Raw genomic sequence first — 17,817 nt, 5'->3', positions numbered from 1 at the left:
CTTTTTCTCGTCAAATCGATCCGTTCGGATCTATTTGATTTGATCTAGCCGGTCCGAGAGGAATTCGGACCACCCTGTCTCCAGGGCAACCCCTCTAACTTACTCCGCCGTTCGGTTCATGTCGAACCGAACCTCGCCGAGACATGATGATCTCATTGAGCGGATTTGATCAGAGGGGATCCTGAGTCCTCGGCGTCACCGCCGTCTCCCTCAGGCCTGGAGAACTTTATGGATACCGGTCTGCCTCGTCAAATCAGCGGCGTCGCCGCAGGAAACCCCGTTGCCCGGGAGGTCCGCCGAGCGCAGGCTTGATCGGTGTCGTCGATTCTTGAGGCCGTGGCACTGACGAAGAGGTCCGGCTCGGTGACCGCCGTCAAGGAAGTGACTCTCACCGTACGCGGAGGAGAGATCGTCGGGCTGCTCGGCCTGTTCGGCTGGGCACTGCGCTACGCCCGCGCGCACGGCAAGCTGTCACGCTTCGGCGAATAGCGCGAGCGGAACGAGTGACGAGCAAGGCGGGACCCGGTCAGCGGGGTACCTCGGCGGACATCGCCGCCACGATCACCCCGACCAGCCCTTCGACGACCTCTGCGCGATCCACCTCGGGGTGCTCCAGCCACCAGTCACCGGTGGCCTGCACCATGCCGACGAAGGCGTGTCCCAGCACCTGGGCTCGGACCGGGTCGGGAACCGCGGACTCCGTGGCGATCACCACGCCCAGTTCTTCACCGAGGCTGCGCACGATGGCGGTCATCTGGGAGTGGGTCCGGCTGTCCTCGGCACCGGCCCGGTGGAACAGGAAGCGGTAGAGGTTCAGGTTGGCGGCGATCATCTCGAGGTAGGCGGTGATCGCCGATCGGGCGCGACCGCGCAGGTCCGCCCTGTCCCGGTCGAACTCCGAGCGCAGCAGGCTGACCACGGTGCCGACATGCCTGTTGGCCAGGGCCTGGTAGAGCCCGCTCTTGTCGCCGAAGTGCCGGTAGAGGATGGGTTTGGTGATCCCGGCCTCGGCGGCGATCGAGGCCATCGACGCCTCCGGCCCTTCTCGCCGAATCACCCGGTCGGCGGCGTCCAGCAACGCGCGCCGCCTGTCCGGATCCCGTCCGCTCACCGCTGTTCCCCTCTCAGAGGGCAACAGCATAGGACTCGCCTCCCCCTGCGACTGGTCCTCCCCCGTCCTGCCCGGAAACCGGAAAAGGCCTGAACCCAAGGCACGGTTCCGGTAACTAATACATAGGGATATTTCCGTATATGTCGCGACCTCCCGGGCAGGGGACAGCTTCCGGGACGCGCCGTACAACAGAACACCAGTTGAGCAGGGGGCTCTCAATTGACGGGGAAAATACGCAGAGCGGGCAGGCGCGCGGCGCTGCAGGTTCTGGAGAAACTCAACAAGAGGCGGGCGCGTCATGCGCCCGCGCCCGACACCACAACGGTCCGGATTTTCCTGCAGCACGCCTACGGGATGGGTGGCACCATCCGGACCATGCTCAACCTCGCGGGCTACCTGGCGCGAGAGCGCGACGTGGAGATCGTCAGCGTGGTCCGCGCGGCGGAGGAACCCTTCTTCCCGATCCCGCCCGGGGTCCGGGTGTCGTTCCTGGACGACAGGACCGGACCCGGAAACTGGGTCAGCCGCCTGCTGTCACGCTTTCCCAGCCTTCTCATCCCGAAACAGGAGAACATCTACCACTCCGTCACGCTCTGGACCGACCTCTGCCTGATCCGCTTCCTGCGGTCCCTGCGCGGCGGTGTGATGATCTCCACCCGGCCGGGGTTCAACCTGGTCACCGCGCTGTTCGCGCCGCCAGACGTCATGACGATCGGCCAGGAGCACGTGGCCCTGGACGTCCACTCTCCCGAGATCGTGCGACTCATCAAGCGGCGGTACGGCAGGCTGGACGCCTTCGTCACCCTCACCAACGCCGACCTGGAGCACTACACCGAGACGCTGAAGGCCGACCCGCCGGGACGACTGCTGTGCATCCCCAACGCGGTTCCCTACCTGGCCGGTGACGTCTCGGCGCTGGAGGAGAAGAGCGTGATCGCCATCGGCAGGCTGGTGCGCGCCAAGGGCTTCGACCGTCTGGTCGAGGCGTGGGAACACGTCGCGGCGGCGCACCCGGACTGGGTGCTGCGCATTTACGGCGGGGGCACGGCGAAGGCCGAGAGCAGGCTCAGAACAATGATCGAGGACGCGGATCTGACGGGCAAGGTGCTGCTCATGGGCAGTTCTTCGGCGATCGGCACCGAGCTGGCCAAGTCGTCGATCTATGTCGTCAGCTCACGCTACGAGGGATTCGGCATGACGATCCTGGAGGCGATGAACAAGGGCGTGCCCGTGGTGAGCTTCGACTGCCCGCACGGCCCCCGGGAGATCATCACCCACGAGCACGACGGCCTGCTCGTGAGCTCCCAGAGGCCGCAGGCTCTGGCAGAAGCCGTCTGCCGCCTGATCGAGGATCGGGAACTGCGCGGCAGACTCGGTGCCAACGCCCTGCGCACGGCCACCCGTTACGACCTCGACGCCATCGGCGCCCGGTGGGACGCCCTGCTGGCCGATCTCGCCGGTACACCGAACCTCGCCACCGCGCCGGACGGGGTCGGCCGGTAGTTCAGGCCGGGGCCGGAGGAAATCCGGCCCCGGTGTCGTGGAAGGCTCCGGCGATCCCCGGAAACGGCCGAGGTACGGCTCCGGAAGGCCTGCCGCATCGGGCATTCACACCTACCGGACATGGCACCCTTCCCCGGTATAAGTCCGATAATCTGCCGGTCTCTCCAGGAGGTGGCAGGTGGCCGAAGCAGGTGCCGTGACGGTTCCGGGCTACGAGGTGTCCGGCATCCTCGGCCAAGGTGGTTTCGGAATCGTCTACCGGGCCAGGCAGCTGGCGGTGGACCGCGAGGTCGCGCTCAAGGTCGACAACCGGGTGCTGGTCTCCGAGCGGGACCGGCGCCGCTTCATGCGCGAGGTGACCTCGGCCGGAGCGCTCTCCGGGCACCCGCACGTCGCCCATGTATACGACGCCGGAGTGCTGCCCGACGGCCGGCCGTACATGGTGCTGGAGCTGTGCCCGGGCGGGTCGCTGCTGGACCGGATGCGGGCCGAGGGACGGCTGTCTCCCGCCGAGGTCGCCGACATCGGCATCCGCATCGCGGACGCGCTGTCGGCCGCGCACGCCGCCGGGGTGCTGCACCGCGACATCAAACCCGCCAACATTCTGATCAACCGGTACGGCAACGTGGTGCTGTCCGACTTCGGGCTGGCCACCATGCCCTCCCCGGGTGGCGAGGCCTCGGTGACCCGCGAGTCGCTCACCCCGGCCTATGCCCCGCCCGAGGCGTTCGAGCTGACCGAGCCCGCCCCGGCCGGGGACGTCTACTCCCTCGCCGCCACGCTCTACGCGCTGCTGTCAGGCCGTCCCCCGCGTTTCCCCGAGAGCGGCGTGGCCAACATCGCCACCATCATCGCCCTGCATCGTCTGCCGGTCCCGGACATTCCAGGCGTGCCAACAGAGCTCACCGCCGTGCTGCGGCAGGCCATGGCCACCGACCCGAGACAGCGCACACCCTCCGTCGCGGCGCTGCGGGACGCCCTCACCGACCTGCGCCTGGCCCGGAGCGCCCCGGCGCCCCGGCCGGTCGGCCCTCCGCCGGCCGCTCACCCCTCGCTCCCGCACGTCGCGACGCCCTCGGCCCCTCACCCGGCGACGCCCTCGCCCCTTCACAGCGCGGCGTCTCCCACCGGCGTGCCCTCGCCGTACGGCATGCCGCCGGGTCACTCCGCGGCGGGCAAGGAGCCGATGCACGCGCACATGACCTCGCCCGGTCTGCGGAGTTCGGCGAGGACGCAGTCCCCCGCGATCGTCGCCGCCTCCCACGGCACGTCGAACGCCCGGGTGTTCGTCGCGGTGGCCGCGGCTTTCGCGATCCTGCTGCTGGCCGGGCTGGGGCTGATGGTCCTCGAGAACCGCGCCCAGGACCCGGCCGCCGACCAGGGGTCCGGCACGACCACCTCCGGCGCGACCGAGGCCCGCGCCTCCGGCGGAGTCAGCGAGGTCCCCACGGTCACGGCCGCGTGCCCGGCCTCGGCGGTGCCCGGCGCGAAGGCCGCGTGCGTGAAGGACGCCGAGTGCTGGGGCGGTCTCGTCGTCATCTCGGGCGACGCGAAGGCCAAGCGGATCGGCTGCGAGGAGTCCCACTCCTGGGAGACCTTCGCGATCGCCCCCCTGCCGCTGGACGCGCTCACCTATGACTCGACGGCCCTGGAAAAACACCCGGTGGTCAGGAAAGTGTGCTCGTCGTCGGTGATGCTCGCCTCCCGATACGGCGACGCCCGCGCGATTTCCCCGGGCAAGTGGCGAACCACGGTCCTGCCGCCGTCGGAGGAGCAGTTCAACCGGGGCGTGCGGACCTACCGCTGTCTCGGCGGCGTCACCGGCGCCGAGGATCCAGGCACCTACTTTCGCCCCTGACCGGGCACGACGCATCGGAGGGGAGCGGCCGGGGCTTCCGCCGGGCCGATGTTTGCGCCCCACTTGTGAGCGCCTCGGGGCAAGGACTGACATTCTTGGACACGAAGGGGGTGTCACGAGATGACTCAGGCGAAAATCGGCGTGACCGGACTGGCTGTGATGGGGGCGAACCTCGCCCGGAACCTGGCCAGGCACGGACATGCTGTAGCCATACATAACCGGTCGCCTCACCGGACCAAGGCACTTGTCGAAGAGCACGGGCACGAGGGCGACTTCACCGCTTGTGAGACTCCGGAGGAGTTCGTCGCGGCGCTGGAGCGCCCTCGGCGCATCATCATCATGGTCAAGGCGGGCGCGCCGACCGACGCGGTGATCGAGGAGTTCGCTCCCCTGCTGGAGCCGGGCGACATGCTCGTGGACGGCGGGAACGCGCACTTCCTCGACACCCGCCGGCGAGAGGCGGCACTGCGCGAGCGGGGCATTCACTTCGTCGGCGCCGGGGTGTCCGGCGGTGAGGAGGGCGCGCTGCTCGGGCCGAGCATCATGCCCGGCGGCTCGAAGGAGTCCTACGAGGCGCTGGGGCCGCTGCTGGAGGACATCTCCGCCAAGGTGGACGGCGTCCCCTGCTGCGTGCACATCGGTCCCGACGGTGCCGGGCACTTCGTCAAGATGGTGCACAACGGCATCGAGTATGCCGACATGCAGCTCATCGCGGAGGCCTACGACCTGCTCAGACAGGGGCTCGGCCTGACCCCGGCGGAGCTCGCGGACGTCTTCGAGGAGTGGAACGAGGGCGAGCTGTCCTCCTACCTCATCGAGATCACCGCCGAGGTGCTCCGGCAGGTCGACGCCGCCACCGGCAGGCCGCTGGTGGACGTGATCGCCGACCGGGCCGAGCAGAAGGGCACCGGCCGCTGGACCGTGCAGATCGCGCTCGACCTCGGCGTCCCGGTGAGCGGAATCGCCGAGGCGGTGTTCGCCCGCTCGGTGTCCGGCCATGTAGAGCTGCGGCAGGCCGCGCGCGACCTGCCCGGCCCCTCGGGCGGGTCGGCCGGCGAGGGCTTCGTGGAGGACGTACGGCGGGCGCTGTACGCGTCGAAGATCATCGCCTACGCGCAGGGGTTCGACCAGATCCGTGCCGGGAGCACCGAATACGGCTGGGACGTCGACCCGGGCGCGCTGGCCACGATCTGGCGTGGCGGCTGCATCATCCGGGCCGTCTTCCTTGACCGCATCCGGGAGGCCTACGAGGAGGAGACCCCGTCGGTGACCCTGCTGACCGCCCCCCTCTTCGCCGAGGCGCTGAGCCTGGCCCAGGAGTCGTGGCGACGGGTGGTCGTGAAGGCGGTCGAGCTGGGCATCCCGACCCCGGGCTTCTCCAGCGCGCTGGCCTACTACGACTCCCTGCGGGCCGAGCGCCTTCCCGCGGCCCTGATCCAGGGTCAGCGGGACTTCTTCGGCGCCCACACCTACCAGCGGGTGGACCGGGAGGGTTCCTTCCACACCCTCTGGTCCGGTGACCGCTCGGAGGTCGAGGCCTGAGAACCCCCGCCGGCGGTGGCGGGCGCCGTCCAGGCGTCCGCCACCGCCGGCGCGCTGCCGCCGTCCCGCCCGCCGGAGATGGCCACCGGCCCGCCGGGTGGTCGCCTCTCAGCAGGCGGCATCCTGGGAGCCATGAGTTATCGCATATGTGTGGTCTGCATGGGAAACATCTGCCGCTCCCCCATGGCCGAGGTCGTGTTGAGGAAGACCCTCGCCGACCACGGGCTGGACGGTCTCGTCACGGTCGACAGCGCGGGGACCGGTGGCTGGCACCAGGGCGACCCGATGGACGAGCGGGCCGCCGCGATGCTGGCCGACCACGGTTACGACGGCTCCGCGCATCGGGCCAGGCAGTTCCTGCGGGACTGGTACGGCCAGGTCGACCTGGTGCTGGCCATGGACAGGGAGAACCTCCGCGCTCTGCGCCGCCTGGCCCCGGACGGCGCCGACGTGCGGTTGTTCCGTTCCTTCGATCCGGCCGCGCCGGAGGACGCCGAGGTGCCCGACCCCTACTACGGCGGCCGTGAGGATTTCGCCGACGTCCTGGAGATGGTCGAGGCCGCTTCCGAGGGGCTGGCCAAGCATCTGTCGGAGAAGCTGCGCTCCCCGGGCCTTTAGGGCGCCTACCGCTCTGGAGTGCGGGTGAAGGCGGCGCGGTAGGCGCTCGGGGTCAGGCCCGCCCGCCTGAGCAGGTGCTGGCGGAGGGAGTCGGGGGTGCCGAGACCGCTGCGCCTGGCAACCTGGTCGACCGGGAGCCCGGTGGTCTCCAGCAGCTCTCGGGCCCGGTCGACGCGCTGGTGGAGCAGCCACTGCAGCGGGCTGAGGCCGGTCTCCTCGCGGAACCGGCGGGTCAGGGTCCGCACGCTGGTGCGGGCGTGCGCGGCCAGGTCGGCGAGGGTGAGGGGGTCTTCCAGCCGCTCCAGTACCCAGGCCCGGGTGAGGGCCAGTGAGGTGCCGCGTTCCGGCGGCAGGGGTGAGGTGATGAACTGGGCCTGGCCGCCGGGCCGTACCGGGGCGACGACGGCCAGGCGGGCGACGGCGTTGGCCACCGCCGCGCCGTAGTCGGTGCGGATGATGTGCAGGCAGAGGTCGATGCCCGCAGCGAGCCCGGCCGAGGTAAGGATGGGGCCGTCCTCGACGTAGAGCACGTCGGGCCGGAGATTCACGGCTGGGAAGCGCCTGGCGAACTCCTCCGAGAGTGTCCAGTAGGTCGTCGCGTCGCGGCCGTCGAGCAGCCCGGCCTGGGCGAGGACGAACGCGCCGCTGCAGATCGACGCGACCCGCCGTCCCCGTGCCGCCGCACGGCGCAGCACCGACAACACGCGGGGATCGGTGTTCTCCCGCGAGTACGTTCCGGTGACCATCACGGTATCGGCGTCCTCCACGGCCTCCAGCCCGTGCCGGATCACGACCGCGAGCGGGGTGGAGGTGCGCACCTGCCCGGGGTCGGCCGTGCAGACGACCACTTCGTAACCGGGGGCGCCGTCCACCTTCACCTCGGCGAACACCAGCTCGGGAATGGACAGGTCGAAGGTCGTGACGGGCGGTACGGCGATGACGGCGATTCGATGCATGGCCAGAACCTCCGGATATATGGCATTCAGGCCTGTAGCCTACGCCCGGGAACGGTCAGCACAGTGGTGTCACCACCGATCTTTGGAGCACACCATGTCGTTTCACGTAGTCCTCGGCGCCGGTGCGACCGGAACCGCGACCGCCCGCCTGCTCGCCGACTCGGGAGAGCGGGTCCGCCAGATCACCCGGCGGGGCACCGGGGTCGAGCATCCCCTGGTGGAGCTCGTGGCCGCGGACGCGACCGACGCGGCCCGGCTGACCGAACTGGTCGAAGGGGCGAGCACCCTGATCAACTGCGCGGCCCCGCCGTACGACAGGTGGCCCGAGGAGTTTCCGCCGCTGGCCGCGGCGCTGCTCACGGCGGCTGGGCGCACCGGCGCCGGTTACGTGATGTTGGGCAACCACTACGGCTACGGGGCGGTGGACGGGCCGTTGACCGAGGATCTGCCGATGGCGCCCACGGCCGTGAAGGGACAGGTCCGGGCGAAGATGTGGACGGACGCGCTGACGAGCGGGGTGCGCGTCACCGAGGTACGCGCCAGCGACTTCGTCGGAGCCGGAGGAGAGTCACTGTTCAACCTCACGGTAACGCCGGCGCTGCTGTCCGGTGAGCCCGCACGCTACCCGGGTGATCTCGACGCGCCGCACAGCTGGTCCTTCGTCGGCGACGTGGCTCGCGCGCTTGTCGCGGTGAGCCGGGACGAGCGCGCGTGGGGACGCGCGTGGCACGTGCCCTCCGCCGCCACGATCTCTCCGCGCGAGCTGGCGGTACGGCTCGCCGAGGCGACCGGCGCCCCCGAGCCGGTGCTGGAACCCCTGTCGGCCGGGGAACTCGCCGCCGTCGGGGAGTCCGTGCCCGTCATGGCCGAGGTGATCGAGATGCTCTACCTGTTCGACCGGCCGTTCGTCGTGGACTCCTCGCTGACCGAGCAGACCTTCGACCTCAAGCCGACGCTGCTCGACGACGTGCTCGCCGGACACCTCCAATGATCGGGCGACCGGGTCTGGCGGGATGACCTGACCCGCGACACGGCGAAGAATGCCCCTTTCGCCCCATTATTTCCAGTTCATGATCCACGCTTAATGCTGGAATTCACTGGAATACAAGGGAGACTGGTGGAACTCCTGTTACGCTCCGTGCCGTGAGTGAATCACTGGACGCGCTGGAGCGGCGAATATCCGAGCTCCGCGCCGAGGTGCGGCGGGCGGTCAAGGCGAGGGACGGCTCGCTGGCCCGGTCGCTCCGGGGTGACCTGCGCCGGGCCGAAATGGCCTGGGACACGGCCGTCACCGCCGAGGAGCCGGCGCCGTCCCATGAACCCGAGGCCTCCCTTCTGCCCATCAGGGAGCAGGTTCACCAGGCGCTGGCCCTGCTGGGCGTGCCCACCGCGGTCAAGCTGATCGTGGCGGTGAACGACGCGCTCTTCTCCCGCACGCTGCGCGGCTCGCAGCTCACCAGCCTGCGCAGGGACGAGGAACGTTCGTTCCGCAGTGACCCCTACGCCCGGCCGTACTACCTGTGCGCCGCGCTGACCGACCGCCTCTCCCCCGCCCGGGGCCTGCTCGCCGACAGCACCTGGGCCCCCGAGCGGCGGGTGCTGGGACCGCTGAGCCCGCGCGTCGACTTCCTCGTCTCGACCATGCGCATCGCCGAGCACCTCACCCGGCTGGCCGAGCCGCCCCCGGGCGCGCTGCGGTTGCTGTCGCGGATGGCGCAGAACATCCCCGGCGCCGTCGAGGGCTTCATCCCCGCCGACCCGGCGGCCGTGATCCTCGCCGCCCAGGCGGAGCTGGAGGTGCACCGGGCCGCCGACGCCACGCAGCGGGCCGAGGTGGCGGCGCGGGCGAGCAGGCAACTACCGGACGTGGAGCGCCTGTTCGGCGTCGCCACGATGAGCACCTTGAGGGGAGCCTGTTGATGAACAGGCTGGACGAGCTGCGCGGGCCGGTGCCGTCCCGCGCACACGACGCCCGGGCCATCGCGGCGCTGGCCGCCAATCCCGGCTGCGCCCGCCGGGCGCTGATGGACGCCGCGGGGATCGACATGGACCGTACGGCCCGGCACCTCGGTTTCCCCGCCCCGTTCGGCCAGTCGCAGTTCGCGATCACCCGGGGAAACGCGTTCGAGACGCTGGTGAAGGAGAGCGGCTGCGCGGAGCTGCTGCGGCTCCTGCGCGAGCTGTTCGGGCTGCCCATCTCCCAGGTCGGCTACCAGGACGTGGAGAGCGTCGGCGCCCACCTGCGCCACTCCCACACCCGGGCGCTGATCGACCGGGCGGCGCGCGCGAGCGAGGACACGGCGGTCTTCTACGATCACCCCCTCCTCAGCCTGGAGATCGCCGGACACACCTCCTATCTGGAGCCCGACGTGGTGGCCTTCCAGCTCGGCGGCCGCTTCCACATCGTGGAGATCAAGTCGTTCGGAGTGATCGACGGCCAGGCCGAGCCGGAGAAGGTCGCCGCGGCGGCCAGGCAGGCGGCGGTCTACGTCCTGGCGCTGCGCACGCTGCTGGCCGACCTCGGGCACGACCCCGAGCGCGTGTCCCACGACGTGGTGCTCGTCTGCCCGGAGAACTTCGCCAACCGGCCGATCGCGACACTCATCGACGTCCGCAAGCAGCTGGCGGTGCTCAAACGGCAGCTCACCCGGATGACCAGGGTGGACCGCCTGCTCGAAGGCCTGCCGGACGGGATCACCTTCGACCTGGTCCCGGACGAGAACGGCGTGCCCACGCGCTCGGCCGACGAGCTCACCACAGCGCTGCACCAGGTGTCCGCACGCTACGCGCCCGACTGCCTGTCCACCTGCGACATGTGCATGTTCTGCCGTGACGAGGCCCGCGGCTGCGGTTTCACCGGCCTGCTCGGCCGCCAGGTCCGCGACCAGCTCGGCGGTGTCTCCAGCGTGGCCGAGGCGCTGGGCCTGGCCGAGGGCACCCTCGAACCCGCCGAGGGCCAGGAGGAGATCGCCGGCCTGCTCCGTCTGGCGGACCGCCTGCGCGAGGAGGCCCTGCGGTGAGCGAGCGAGCCCGTGAGCCCCGTGAGCGCGGCGGCGCGGCGTCCCCGGAGCCGGTGGAGGAGACTCCGTGAGCACTTTGACGGCGCTGGCGCAGCTGCGCGCCATCAGGGACGGGGCCGCGCAGCGGATCACCACGGTCCGGCACTGTCACGTCGCCCCGCGTCCGCTGGTCTTCATCCCGCTCAGGCTCGCCGGCGAGGCCGCCGCGCCGCTGGCGGCCATGGTGGGCACCGATCCCGGCCATCCCCGCCTGCTCGTGGTCCCCCAGCCGCGCAACCGGGACCTGCGTTTCTCCTTCGCCGCCGACCTGGCCGAGGTGTTCCTGCCGTACATCGAAGGGTTCGGCAAGACCACCGAGACGATCGAGAAGAAAGGCGGCGAGCCGTACGAACGATGCCTGGACGCCCCGCAGATCGTCGTGCCGAACCTGCCCGCGATCGCCTTCATCGGCCTGCTGGGCCGCTCCACCCGGTTCCGCCGGGCCGACGGGCCCTATCCGGTGCATCCGTCGGTGCCGCTGCTCGGCCGGTGGCTGACCTATTTCGCCGACCGGTCCCAGCAGCCGGGCTCATGCCTGCTGCTCGCGGCGACCGAGGCCTTGGGCACGCACTGGGCGACCGGGCAGAGCAGCCTGGAGAACGCCAACCTGGCGGCGCTGCTCGGGTGGATCGACCCGCCCGCGGGGATGACCGGTCGTCAGGCCGCCCATGAGGCCGAAGACCCGCTGCTGTGGCCCCCGGCCGGCCCCGCCACCGACCCGGGATTCGACAACGAGGTGCTCGGCCCCGCCATACGGGCCTACGAGGAGGCCCCGACCGACCGCGCCGTGGAACGCATCACCCAGGCGCTGCGGACCCAGCTCGAACCCACCTGGCGGCTGATGTGGCGGGCGATCGACCTGCTGCGCGCCCTGCCCGAGGGAACCAGGGTGAAGGACCGGTGGGACACCGACCGGGGGTCGTTCACCCGGTTCGTCGAGCGGATCGCCGAGGGCGGGCCGCCACAGGCGCGCCGGGACGGCGCGGTCGGCGCCGCCGCGCGGCTGGCGGGGCTGGAGCGGGCCCGGGCGAGCTACGACGTGCAACGCGCCTACGACGACCCGCTGATCATGGCCGAATACCGGCTGACCGGCGAGGCGTTCGCCGGGACGGTGACGGCCGCGGATCCGGAGCACACCGAGGGCGAGGGCCGCTCGCGCAAGCTGCGACCGCTGATCACGGTCCAGACCGACGATCCCGTACGGCTGGCACCGGGAGTGACCGTCGGCAGCCCGGACCGGCGGGGCCACGCCGCCGAAATCGTCGAGATCACGGACGGCGAGGTCGTCCTGAAGATCACCAAGGGGATGGGCCGGGGAAAGACGCCCGCGCCGGGCGCGGTGCCCGAGCCGGGTGAGCGGGTCTGCTACACCGCGCTGACCGACGACTTCCAGTCCTCGGCGGCGCTCCCCGACCCCGAGCAGACGCCGTGGACCCACGGCGGGCCGCCTGAGGAATACGTGCCCGACGACGATGACGCCCAGGAGGAATGGTCGTGAGCGTTCAGCAGGGAACCCCGGCATGACGCCCCAGCAGGAGGCGGCGGCCGTCGTCGACGCGGTGCTGGCCGACCTGCCCCGCAACCGGGGCGTGGTGGTGGACTCACCTCCCGGCGCGGGCAAGTCCACCCTGGTGGTCAAGGCGGCCGGGCACATCGCCGAGACCGGCGAGCCGTTGATGATCGTCGCGCAGACCAACGAGCAGGTCGACGACCTGGTGGAGCGGCTCGCGACCGAGCGTCCGGACCTCACGATCGGCCGGCTGTCGGCCGGCGGCTACATCACGCCCGGCCGTATCCTCGCCCACCCCAACGTCTCGGTGGCGGGCAAGCTGCCCGACCTCGGCGACCCTGCCGTGGTGATCGCCACGGCCGACAAGTGGGCCTGGGTCGGCGACCGCACCTGGCCGTGGGCGATCGTGGACGAGGCCTACCAGATGCGCTCGGACAAGCTGTTGCGCATCGCCTCGCTGTTCGAGCGGTCCCTGTTCGTGGGCGACCCGGGCCAGCTCGACCCGTTTTCCATCGTGGACGGCGACCGCTGGGCGGGCCTGTCGTGGGACCCGGTGCAGAGCGCGGTCTCGGTGCTGCTGCGGCACAACCCCGACCTGCCGGTGCACCGGCTACCCGTCTCGTGGCGGCTGCCCGCCTCGGCGGCGCCGGTGGTCTCCGAGGCGTTCTACCCGTTCACCGGGTTCCGGGCCGGGACGGATCACTCCGACCGGTCGCTGGAGCTGACCGTGAACGGCATGCGCACCTCCTATGACCGGGCGCTGGAGGAGGCGGCCGCGTCAGGCTGGGCGCTGTACGAGCTGCCGAGCCGCCACGCCGTACGGACGGACGCGGAGGCCGTACAGGCGGTGGCGGTGCTGGCGGTGCGGCTGCTGCAGCGGGGGCCGGTCGCGCACTCCGAGCGCGGCAGCCACCGCGTCACCGCCGACCGGATCGCCATCGGCGCCGCGCACCGCGATCAGGTGGCCGCGATCCGCGCCGCCGGGGTGCCGGAGGAGATCACGGTGGACACCGCCAACCGCCTCCAGGGGCGGGAGTACGACGTGACGGTCGTGCTCCACCCCCTCTCCGGCCGCCGCGACGCCACCGCGTTCCACCTGGAGTCCGGGCGGCTGTGCGTGCTCACCTCCCGGCACCGGCACGCTTGCGTCGTGGTCGCCAGGGCGGGCATTCCCGAGCTGCTGGACGCCCACCCGTCGGCCGAGCCGGTCCAGCTCGGCGTGCCGGTGAAGTTCCCCGACGGCTGGGAGGCCAACCAGGCCGTGCTCGCCCACCTCTCCAAGCATCGGGTAACCCCGGCCACCTGACGGCGAGCCGCCGGCTCGTGGATCGGCACGTCGCCGGTCGCCCTCGGCGCTTCACTCGCCGGGAGCCTTGGTCCGTCGTGGTCGAGCCGGTGTTGACGGGTCCGTGCCGTTCAGAGCGGTCAGGAAACGTGTGAGAAGTGGGCCGGTGTCATCGGCCCGCCAGACGAGATGCAGCGTGGCGGCGGTGCCCGCGAGCCGTCGGGGCGTCACGCCCTCCCGGTGGAGCACCCGGTAGGAGTCGGCCATGACAGCCGCTCCGAATCCCGCCGCGACCAGGGCGAGGATCGTCTGCACGCTTCGCCCTCGCGCGGCGATCCGCGGCACGATTCCGGCGCGGTGGCACAGCGCGATGATCTCATCGTGGGCGTGGGGCGAGGATTCCCTCGGCCACAGCACCAATGGGATCTCACCGAGTATCGAAACCGGTGCCGCCTCTCGAGTCGCGGCGAGCGCGTGAGCGGCGGGCAGGAAGAGGGTGAGTGGTTCCCGTGCCCAGACCCGGGTGGCGAGCCGGGCGTCGCGTACCGGCAGCCGCTGCACAGCCACGTCGAGGCTGCCGTTCAGGACGCCCGCAGACATCTCGGCGTCGTCGAACAGTTCCACCAAGCGTAGGTCGACGTCGGGTAGTTGCACCCGGAGGCGCCCGAGGGCCTCGCCCAGCGCCCCGTTGATGCCCGATCCGGCGAACGCGACCGTCAGTCGTCCGGTCTTGCCCTGTGCTGCCAGCCGTACATCGTCGAGTGCGGCTTCGGCTTCGGCCAGCATGTTCACGGCCCGCCGTAGCAGCGCCTCACCGGCCGCGGTGGGAACGAGTCCGCGGCCCGCGCGGGCGAACAGTTCGACGCCCAGCCGTCGTTCCAGCTCGCGCAGTTGCCTGCTCAGAGTCGGTTGGGTCAGATGCAGTCGGCGGGCGGCGCCGCTGATCGATCCCTCTTCTGCGATCACGATCACATAGCCGAGCAGTCGCAGATCCATCCATACCTCCAAGGCATGGCAGCTATACCAGTCAATGCCTCAGGGTATGGCCCGGCGGTTTCCTCAGTGAAGATGGAACCGTCCACATTCCCGGAACGCTGGAGCAGTCGTGAAGCACCTTGGCATTCTCGCCCACAGCACGGGAGGGGCCGCGCTGTGCTTCCTCGCCTTCTGTGAGGAGGGGTTCCACCGGCACGGCCGCAACGAGCATCCCGATGTGACCCTGGACTACATCGCCTTCGGGTACAGCATGCCCGCGTGGGAGGCGGGGGATCACGCCTCGATCCGAACCACCCTGGCGACAAGTGTGCAGCGGCTCGCCCAGGCGGGCGCGGATTTCTTCGCCTGTCCGGACAACACCGCTCACATGGCCCTTGAAGTGCCGGGACCGGACCTTGCGCTTCCGGGCCTGCACATCGCCGAGGTGGTCGCGGACCAGGCCGCCGCCGACGGCCGCACGCGCGTCGGCGTATTGGGCACCAAATACACCATGGACGGCCCGCTGTACCCGCATGCGCTGGCCGCACGCGGGATCGCCGCAGAGCTGCCAGACGCCGACGACCGCCACGTCATCAACGAGATCATTTTCAAGGAACTGGTGAACGGCGTGGTCACCGAGGCCTCGCGTCAAAAGTACGTCCGCGTCATCGAGCGGCTGGCGGCACAGGGCTGCGATGCGGTCGCCCTGGTGTGCACCGAGATCCCACTGCTGGTGACACCTGAGGTCTCTCCGCTGCCCACGCTGGATTCGACCCGCCTGCTGGCCCGTGCCGCCTATGACGTCGCCGTCGGTGACCGGGCCATGCCCACCTGGCACGGTGGCCCCCTGTAGGCGCGCGACGGGTGAAAAGCGATGCGGGTCCCGAGTAAGGAAAAGGAAAGGAGCACACGATGCCGCATCCCGAACAGCGCCTGGCGGAGGCGGGGTGGGCGTTGCCGGAGGCTGTACCGCCGGTCGCCACCTACGTGCCGGCGGTGCGCAGCGGTGGTCATGTCTATACGTCTGGCCAAGTGCCGCTGCGTGCGGGACGGCTCATCGCAGTCGGCCGGCTCGGCGACACGGTGAGCGTGGAAGAAGGATACGAGTGCGCGCGCCAGTGCGCGCTGAACTCGCTGGCCGCGCTGAAGGCGGAGATCGGTGACCTGTCGGCCGTGGCGCGCGTGGTCAAGGCCCTGGTGTTCGTCTCGTCGACGACCGATTTCACCCAGCAACCACAGGTCGGTGACGGCGCGTCGGATCTGCTCTGCGCGCTCTTCGGTGACGCGGGGCGACACGCCCGCTCCGCGGTCGGAGTGTCGGCGCTGCCGTTGAACGCGCCCGTCGAACTCGAAGTCGTATTCGAGATCCGCTGACCGGCACTCAGGTGCCGCCATTGTCGCGAAGACCTTGGGAACCCCGGTCGCCGGTATGCGGAAAAGGGGAACTCGATTCAGCCACAAGGAGGTCATGCATGGCTCCAAGAATCCCAGCGGCGATCGTCGGTTCGGGAAACATCGGAACGGACCTGCTCTACAAACTTCGCCGGTCCGAACTCGTCGATCCACGTTTCATGATCGGCATCGACCCTGACAGCGAGGGCTTGCGGCGAGCGAAAGACCTCGGTCTCGAGGTGTCCGCGGAGGGCGTCGACTGGCTACTCGGCCGATCGGATCCGCCCGTGCTGGTGTTCGAGGCGACATCGGCGAAAGTGCACGCCGAAACCGCACCGCGCTACGCGAAGGCGGGAATCACGGCGATCGACCTCACGCCCGCCTCGGTCGGACCCTATGTCGTTCCGGCGGTCAATCTCGACCAGCACCTGGATGCGCCGAACCTGAACATGGTGAGCTGCGCCGGACAGGCCACGATCCCCCTCCTGTACGCGATCAACCAAGTCGCGGACGCCTCCTACGGCGAGATCGTCGCCACCATCGCGAGCGCCAGTGCGGGCCCGGGTACCCGGCAGAATCTGAGCGAGTTCAGTGAGAAGACCGGCCGGGCTCTGACTGCGGTCGCCGGTGTCGACGAAGCCAAGGCGATTTCAGTGATCAACCCGGCCGAGCCACCAATGATCATGCGCGACACCGTATACGCGCGCGTGCGGCGACGTGATACCGACAAGATCGATCGTTCCGTCCGGGACATGGTCGCGAAAGTACAGCAGTACGTGCCGGGTTATCGGCTGCGCTTACTGGAGGTGGACGGTGACCTGGTCACCGTCATGGTGGAAGTCCAGGGCTCCGGTGACTTTCTCCCGGCGTACGCGGGCAACCTCGACATCATCACCGCCGCCGCGGTCGCCGTCGCCGAGCGAATCGCGGCCAAGACATCAGGAGCCGCCCGATGATCACCCTCGTCGACACCAGTCTGCGTGACGGGATGAGCAGCGTCTCGCACAAGTTCACAACGGGCCAGGTCGCTGCGGTGGCGAGGGGCCTCGACAGGGCAGGCATCCGGGTCATCGAGGTCGCCCACGGCATCGGGATCGGCGCCTCATCGATCCAGTACGGGTTCGCCGCCGCCACGGACGCCGAATATGTGCGCGCCGCCGTCGAAGCGGTGGGCGCCGCAGACATCGCCGTGCTCTACGTACCGGGGATCTCAACGCTCACGGCCCTCGACGCCGTCCGTGAAGCGGGTGCGAACACGGTCCGGGTGGCCACGCACTGCACCGAGGCCGACTGCGCCGAGCAACCGATCCGGCACGCTCGCGACCACGGTATGCGGGTGATGAGCTTCCTGATGATGAGCCACAAGCTGGAACCGGCGGCGCTGGCCGAGCAGGCCGCGAAGCTGGACTCCTACGGCGCGCAAGTGATCTACGTGGTCGACTCCGCCGGGGCGCTCGTACCCAGCGCGGCCGGAGCCCGTGTCGCCGCGCTGCGCGAGGCCGTCCGTGCCGACATCGGGTTCCACGCGCACAACAACTTGGGGGTGGGCGTCGGCAACGCGCTCGCCGCGGTCGAGAGCGGCGCGACCTACATCGACGGGTCGCTGCGCGGGCTGGGCGCAGGTGCCGGTAACGCCCAGACGGAGGTGCTGGCAGCCGCGATGGAACGAGCCGGTCATGACCTGGAAGTCGACATCTTCTCACTGATCGACGTCGCCGAGCGCACCATCGCACCCTTGATGACCGAGCCCCAGATCGTCGACGAGGCCGCACTCACGCTCGGCTACGCCGGTCTTTACTCGACGTTCTTCCACCCGGCGAAGCGTGCCGCGAACAAATACGGCGTGCCCGTGCGTGAGATTCTTCTCGAGTTGGGGCGGCGCAACGTCATCGGCGGCCAGGAAGACATGATCGTCGACGTCGCGGCGGAGCTTTCGAAGCACATGCGAAGCAGGTGAGCGGGGTCCGTACTCATCGCCAGAGCATTGATCACACAGCCCGCAGAAGAG

General features: G+C 70.0%; 17 protein-coding genes. 14 read left to right on the top strand and 3 right to left on the bottom strand.

Going from position 1 to position 17,817, the window contains the following annotated elements; all coding sequences use genetic code 11:
- The first annotated feature begins 315 nt into the window (after nt 1-315).
- The gene (locus ACFY2X_RS33790; RefSeq protein WP_389946647.1) at nt 316-489 is read left to right on the top strand and encodes a hypothetical protein; all 174 of its coding nucleotides are present in this window, start codon (nt 316-318) and stop codon (nt 487-489) included.
- Between the two features lie 37 nt (nt 490-526).
- Here ACFY2X_RS33790 and ACFY2X_RS33785 read toward each other — a convergent pair whose 3' ends face one another.
- On the bottom strand, nt 527-1,111 hold the full coding sequence (locus ACFY2X_RS33785; RefSeq protein ID WP_389946645.1) for a TetR/AcrR family transcriptional regulator: 585 nt from the start codon (nt 1,109-1,111) through the stop codon (nt 527-529).
- Between the two features lie 219 nt (nt 1,112-1,330).
- On the opposite strand from ACFY2X_RS33785, the gene ACFY2X_RS33780 reads away from it, so the two are divergent.
- The 4 genes from ACFY2X_RS33780 to ACFY2X_RS33765 all read left to right on the top strand — a co-directional run bounded on the left by ACFY2X_RS33780 (nt 1,331) and on the right by ACFY2X_RS33765 (nt 6,632).
- A complete protein-coding gene (locus ACFY2X_RS33780) occupies nt 1,331-2,614 on the top strand; it encodes a glycosyltransferase family 4 protein (protein ID WP_389946643.1) in 1,284 nt (427 codons plus the stop codon).
- A gap of 178 nt (nt 2,615-2,792) precedes the next feature.
- On the top strand, nt 2,793-4,472 hold the full coding sequence (locus ACFY2X_RS33775) for a serine/threonine-protein kinase (RefSeq protein ID WP_389946641.1): 1,680 nt from the start codon (nt 2,793-2,795) through the stop codon (nt 4,470-4,472).
- 120 nt (nt 4,473-4,592) lie between these two features.
- On the top strand, nt 4,593-6,014 hold the full coding sequence (gene gndA / locus ACFY2X_RS33770; protein WP_389946640.1) for an NADP-dependent phosphogluconate dehydrogenase: 1,422 nt from the start codon (nt 4,593-4,595) through the stop codon (nt 6,012-6,014).
- Between the two features lie 132 nt (nt 6,015-6,146).
- Nucleotides 6,147-6,632: a low molecular weight protein-tyrosine-phosphatase gene (locus ACFY2X_RS33765; RefSeq protein WP_389946638.1), complete on the top strand. Its 486-nt coding sequence runs from the start codon at nt 6,147-6,149 to the stop codon at nt 6,630-6,632.
- Between the two features lie 5 nt (nt 6,633-6,637).
- Here ACFY2X_RS33765 and ACFY2X_RS33760 read toward each other — a convergent pair whose 3' ends face one another.
- Entirely contained in the window at nt 6,638-7,588 is a 951-nt protein-coding gene (locus tag ACFY2X_RS33760) for a GlxA family transcriptional regulator (RefSeq protein ID WP_389946636.1), read from the bottom strand.
- A 94-nt stretch (nt 7,589-7,682) separates the two neighbouring features.
- Between ACFY2X_RS33760 and ACFY2X_RS33755 the strand changes: the two genes are divergently transcribed.
- The 5 genes from ACFY2X_RS33755 to ACFY2X_RS33735 all read left to right on the top strand — a co-directional run bounded on the left by ACFY2X_RS33755 (nt 7,683) and on the right by ACFY2X_RS33735 (nt 13,463).
- Nucleotides 7,683-8,579 carry an NAD-dependent epimerase/dehydratase family protein gene (locus tag ACFY2X_RS33755; RefSeq protein ID WP_389946634.1) on the top strand — a complete coding sequence of 299 codons (897 nt, stop codon included), beginning with the start codon at nt 7,683-7,685 and terminating at the stop codon, nt 8,577-8,579.
- A gap of 152 nt (nt 8,580-8,731) precedes the next feature.
- Nucleotides 8,732-9,508 (top strand): hypothetical protein, encoded by a 777-nt coding sequence (locus tag ACFY2X_RS33750; RefSeq protein WP_389946632.1) that lies wholly within the window; start codon nt 8,732-8,734, stop codon nt 9,506-9,508.
- The gene (locus ACFY2X_RS33745; RefSeq protein WP_389946631.1) at nt 9,508-10,608 is read left to right on the top strand and encodes a hypothetical protein; all 1,101 of its coding nucleotides are present in this window, start codon (nt 9,508-9,510) and stop codon (nt 10,606-10,608) included. Before ACFY2X_RS33750 ends, ACFY2X_RS33745 begins: the two co-directional genes overlap by 1 nt.
- Before the next feature lie 67 nt (nt 10,609-10,675).
- A complete protein-coding gene (locus ACFY2X_RS33740) occupies nt 10,676-12,145 on the top strand; it encodes a hypothetical protein (RefSeq protein ID WP_389946629.1) in 1,470 nt (489 codons plus the stop codon).
- 22 nt (nt 12,146-12,167) lie between these two features.
- Complete coding sequence (locus ACFY2X_RS33735) at nt 12,168-13,463, top strand: AAA family ATPase (RefSeq protein ID WP_389946627.1); 1,296 nt, start codon at nt 12,168-12,170, stop codon at nt 13,461-13,463.
- A gap of 51 nt (nt 13,464-13,514) precedes the next feature.
- Here the strand turns inward: ACFY2X_RS33735 and ACFY2X_RS33730 are convergent, their stop codons facing one another.
- Nucleotides 13,515-14,438, bottom strand: coding sequence for a LysR family transcriptional regulator (locus ACFY2X_RS33730; protein WP_389946625.1), 924 nt, complete (start codon nt 14,436-14,438; stop codon nt 13,515-13,517).
- A gap of 109 nt (nt 14,439-14,547) precedes the next feature.
- Between ACFY2X_RS33730 and ACFY2X_RS33725 the strand changes: the two genes are divergently transcribed.
- The 4 genes from ACFY2X_RS33725 (at nt 14,548) to dmpG (ending at nt 17,766) form a co-directional block, all read left to right on the top strand.
- Entirely contained in the window at nt 14,548-15,270 is a 723-nt protein-coding gene (locus ACFY2X_RS33725; protein ID WP_389946623.1) for an aspartate/glutamate racemase family protein, read from the top strand.
- 59 nt (nt 15,271-15,329) lie between these two features.
- Complete coding sequence (locus ACFY2X_RS33720) at nt 15,330-15,791, top strand: RidA family protein (RefSeq protein WP_389946621.1); 462 nt, start codon at nt 15,330-15,332, stop codon at nt 15,789-15,791.
- A 98-nt stretch (nt 15,792-15,889) separates the two neighbouring features.
- Nucleotides 15,890-16,765 carry an acetaldehyde dehydrogenase (acetylating) gene (locus ACFY2X_RS33715; protein ID WP_389946619.1) on the top strand — a complete coding sequence of 292 codons (876 nt, stop codon included), beginning with the start codon at nt 15,890-15,892 and terminating at the stop codon, nt 16,763-16,765.
- Entirely contained in the window at nt 16,762-17,766 is a 1,005-nt protein-coding gene (gene dmpG / locus ACFY2X_RS33710) for a 4-hydroxy-2-oxovalerate aldolase (protein ID WP_389946617.1), read from the top strand. The genes ACFY2X_RS33715 and dmpG overlap by 4 nt, the downstream gene beginning before the upstream one ends.
- Nucleotides 17,767-17,817: the final 51 nt, after the last annotated feature.

It is taken from the genome of Streptosporangium sp. NPDC000396, assembly GCF_042898655.1.
Taxonomy (GTDB): Bacteria; Actinomycetota; Actinomycetes; order Streptosporangiales; family Streptosporangiaceae; genus Streptosporangium.
The sequence above is the reverse complement of the archived record's forward strand: the minus strand, read 5'-3'. Positions and strand labels throughout refer to the sequence as shown.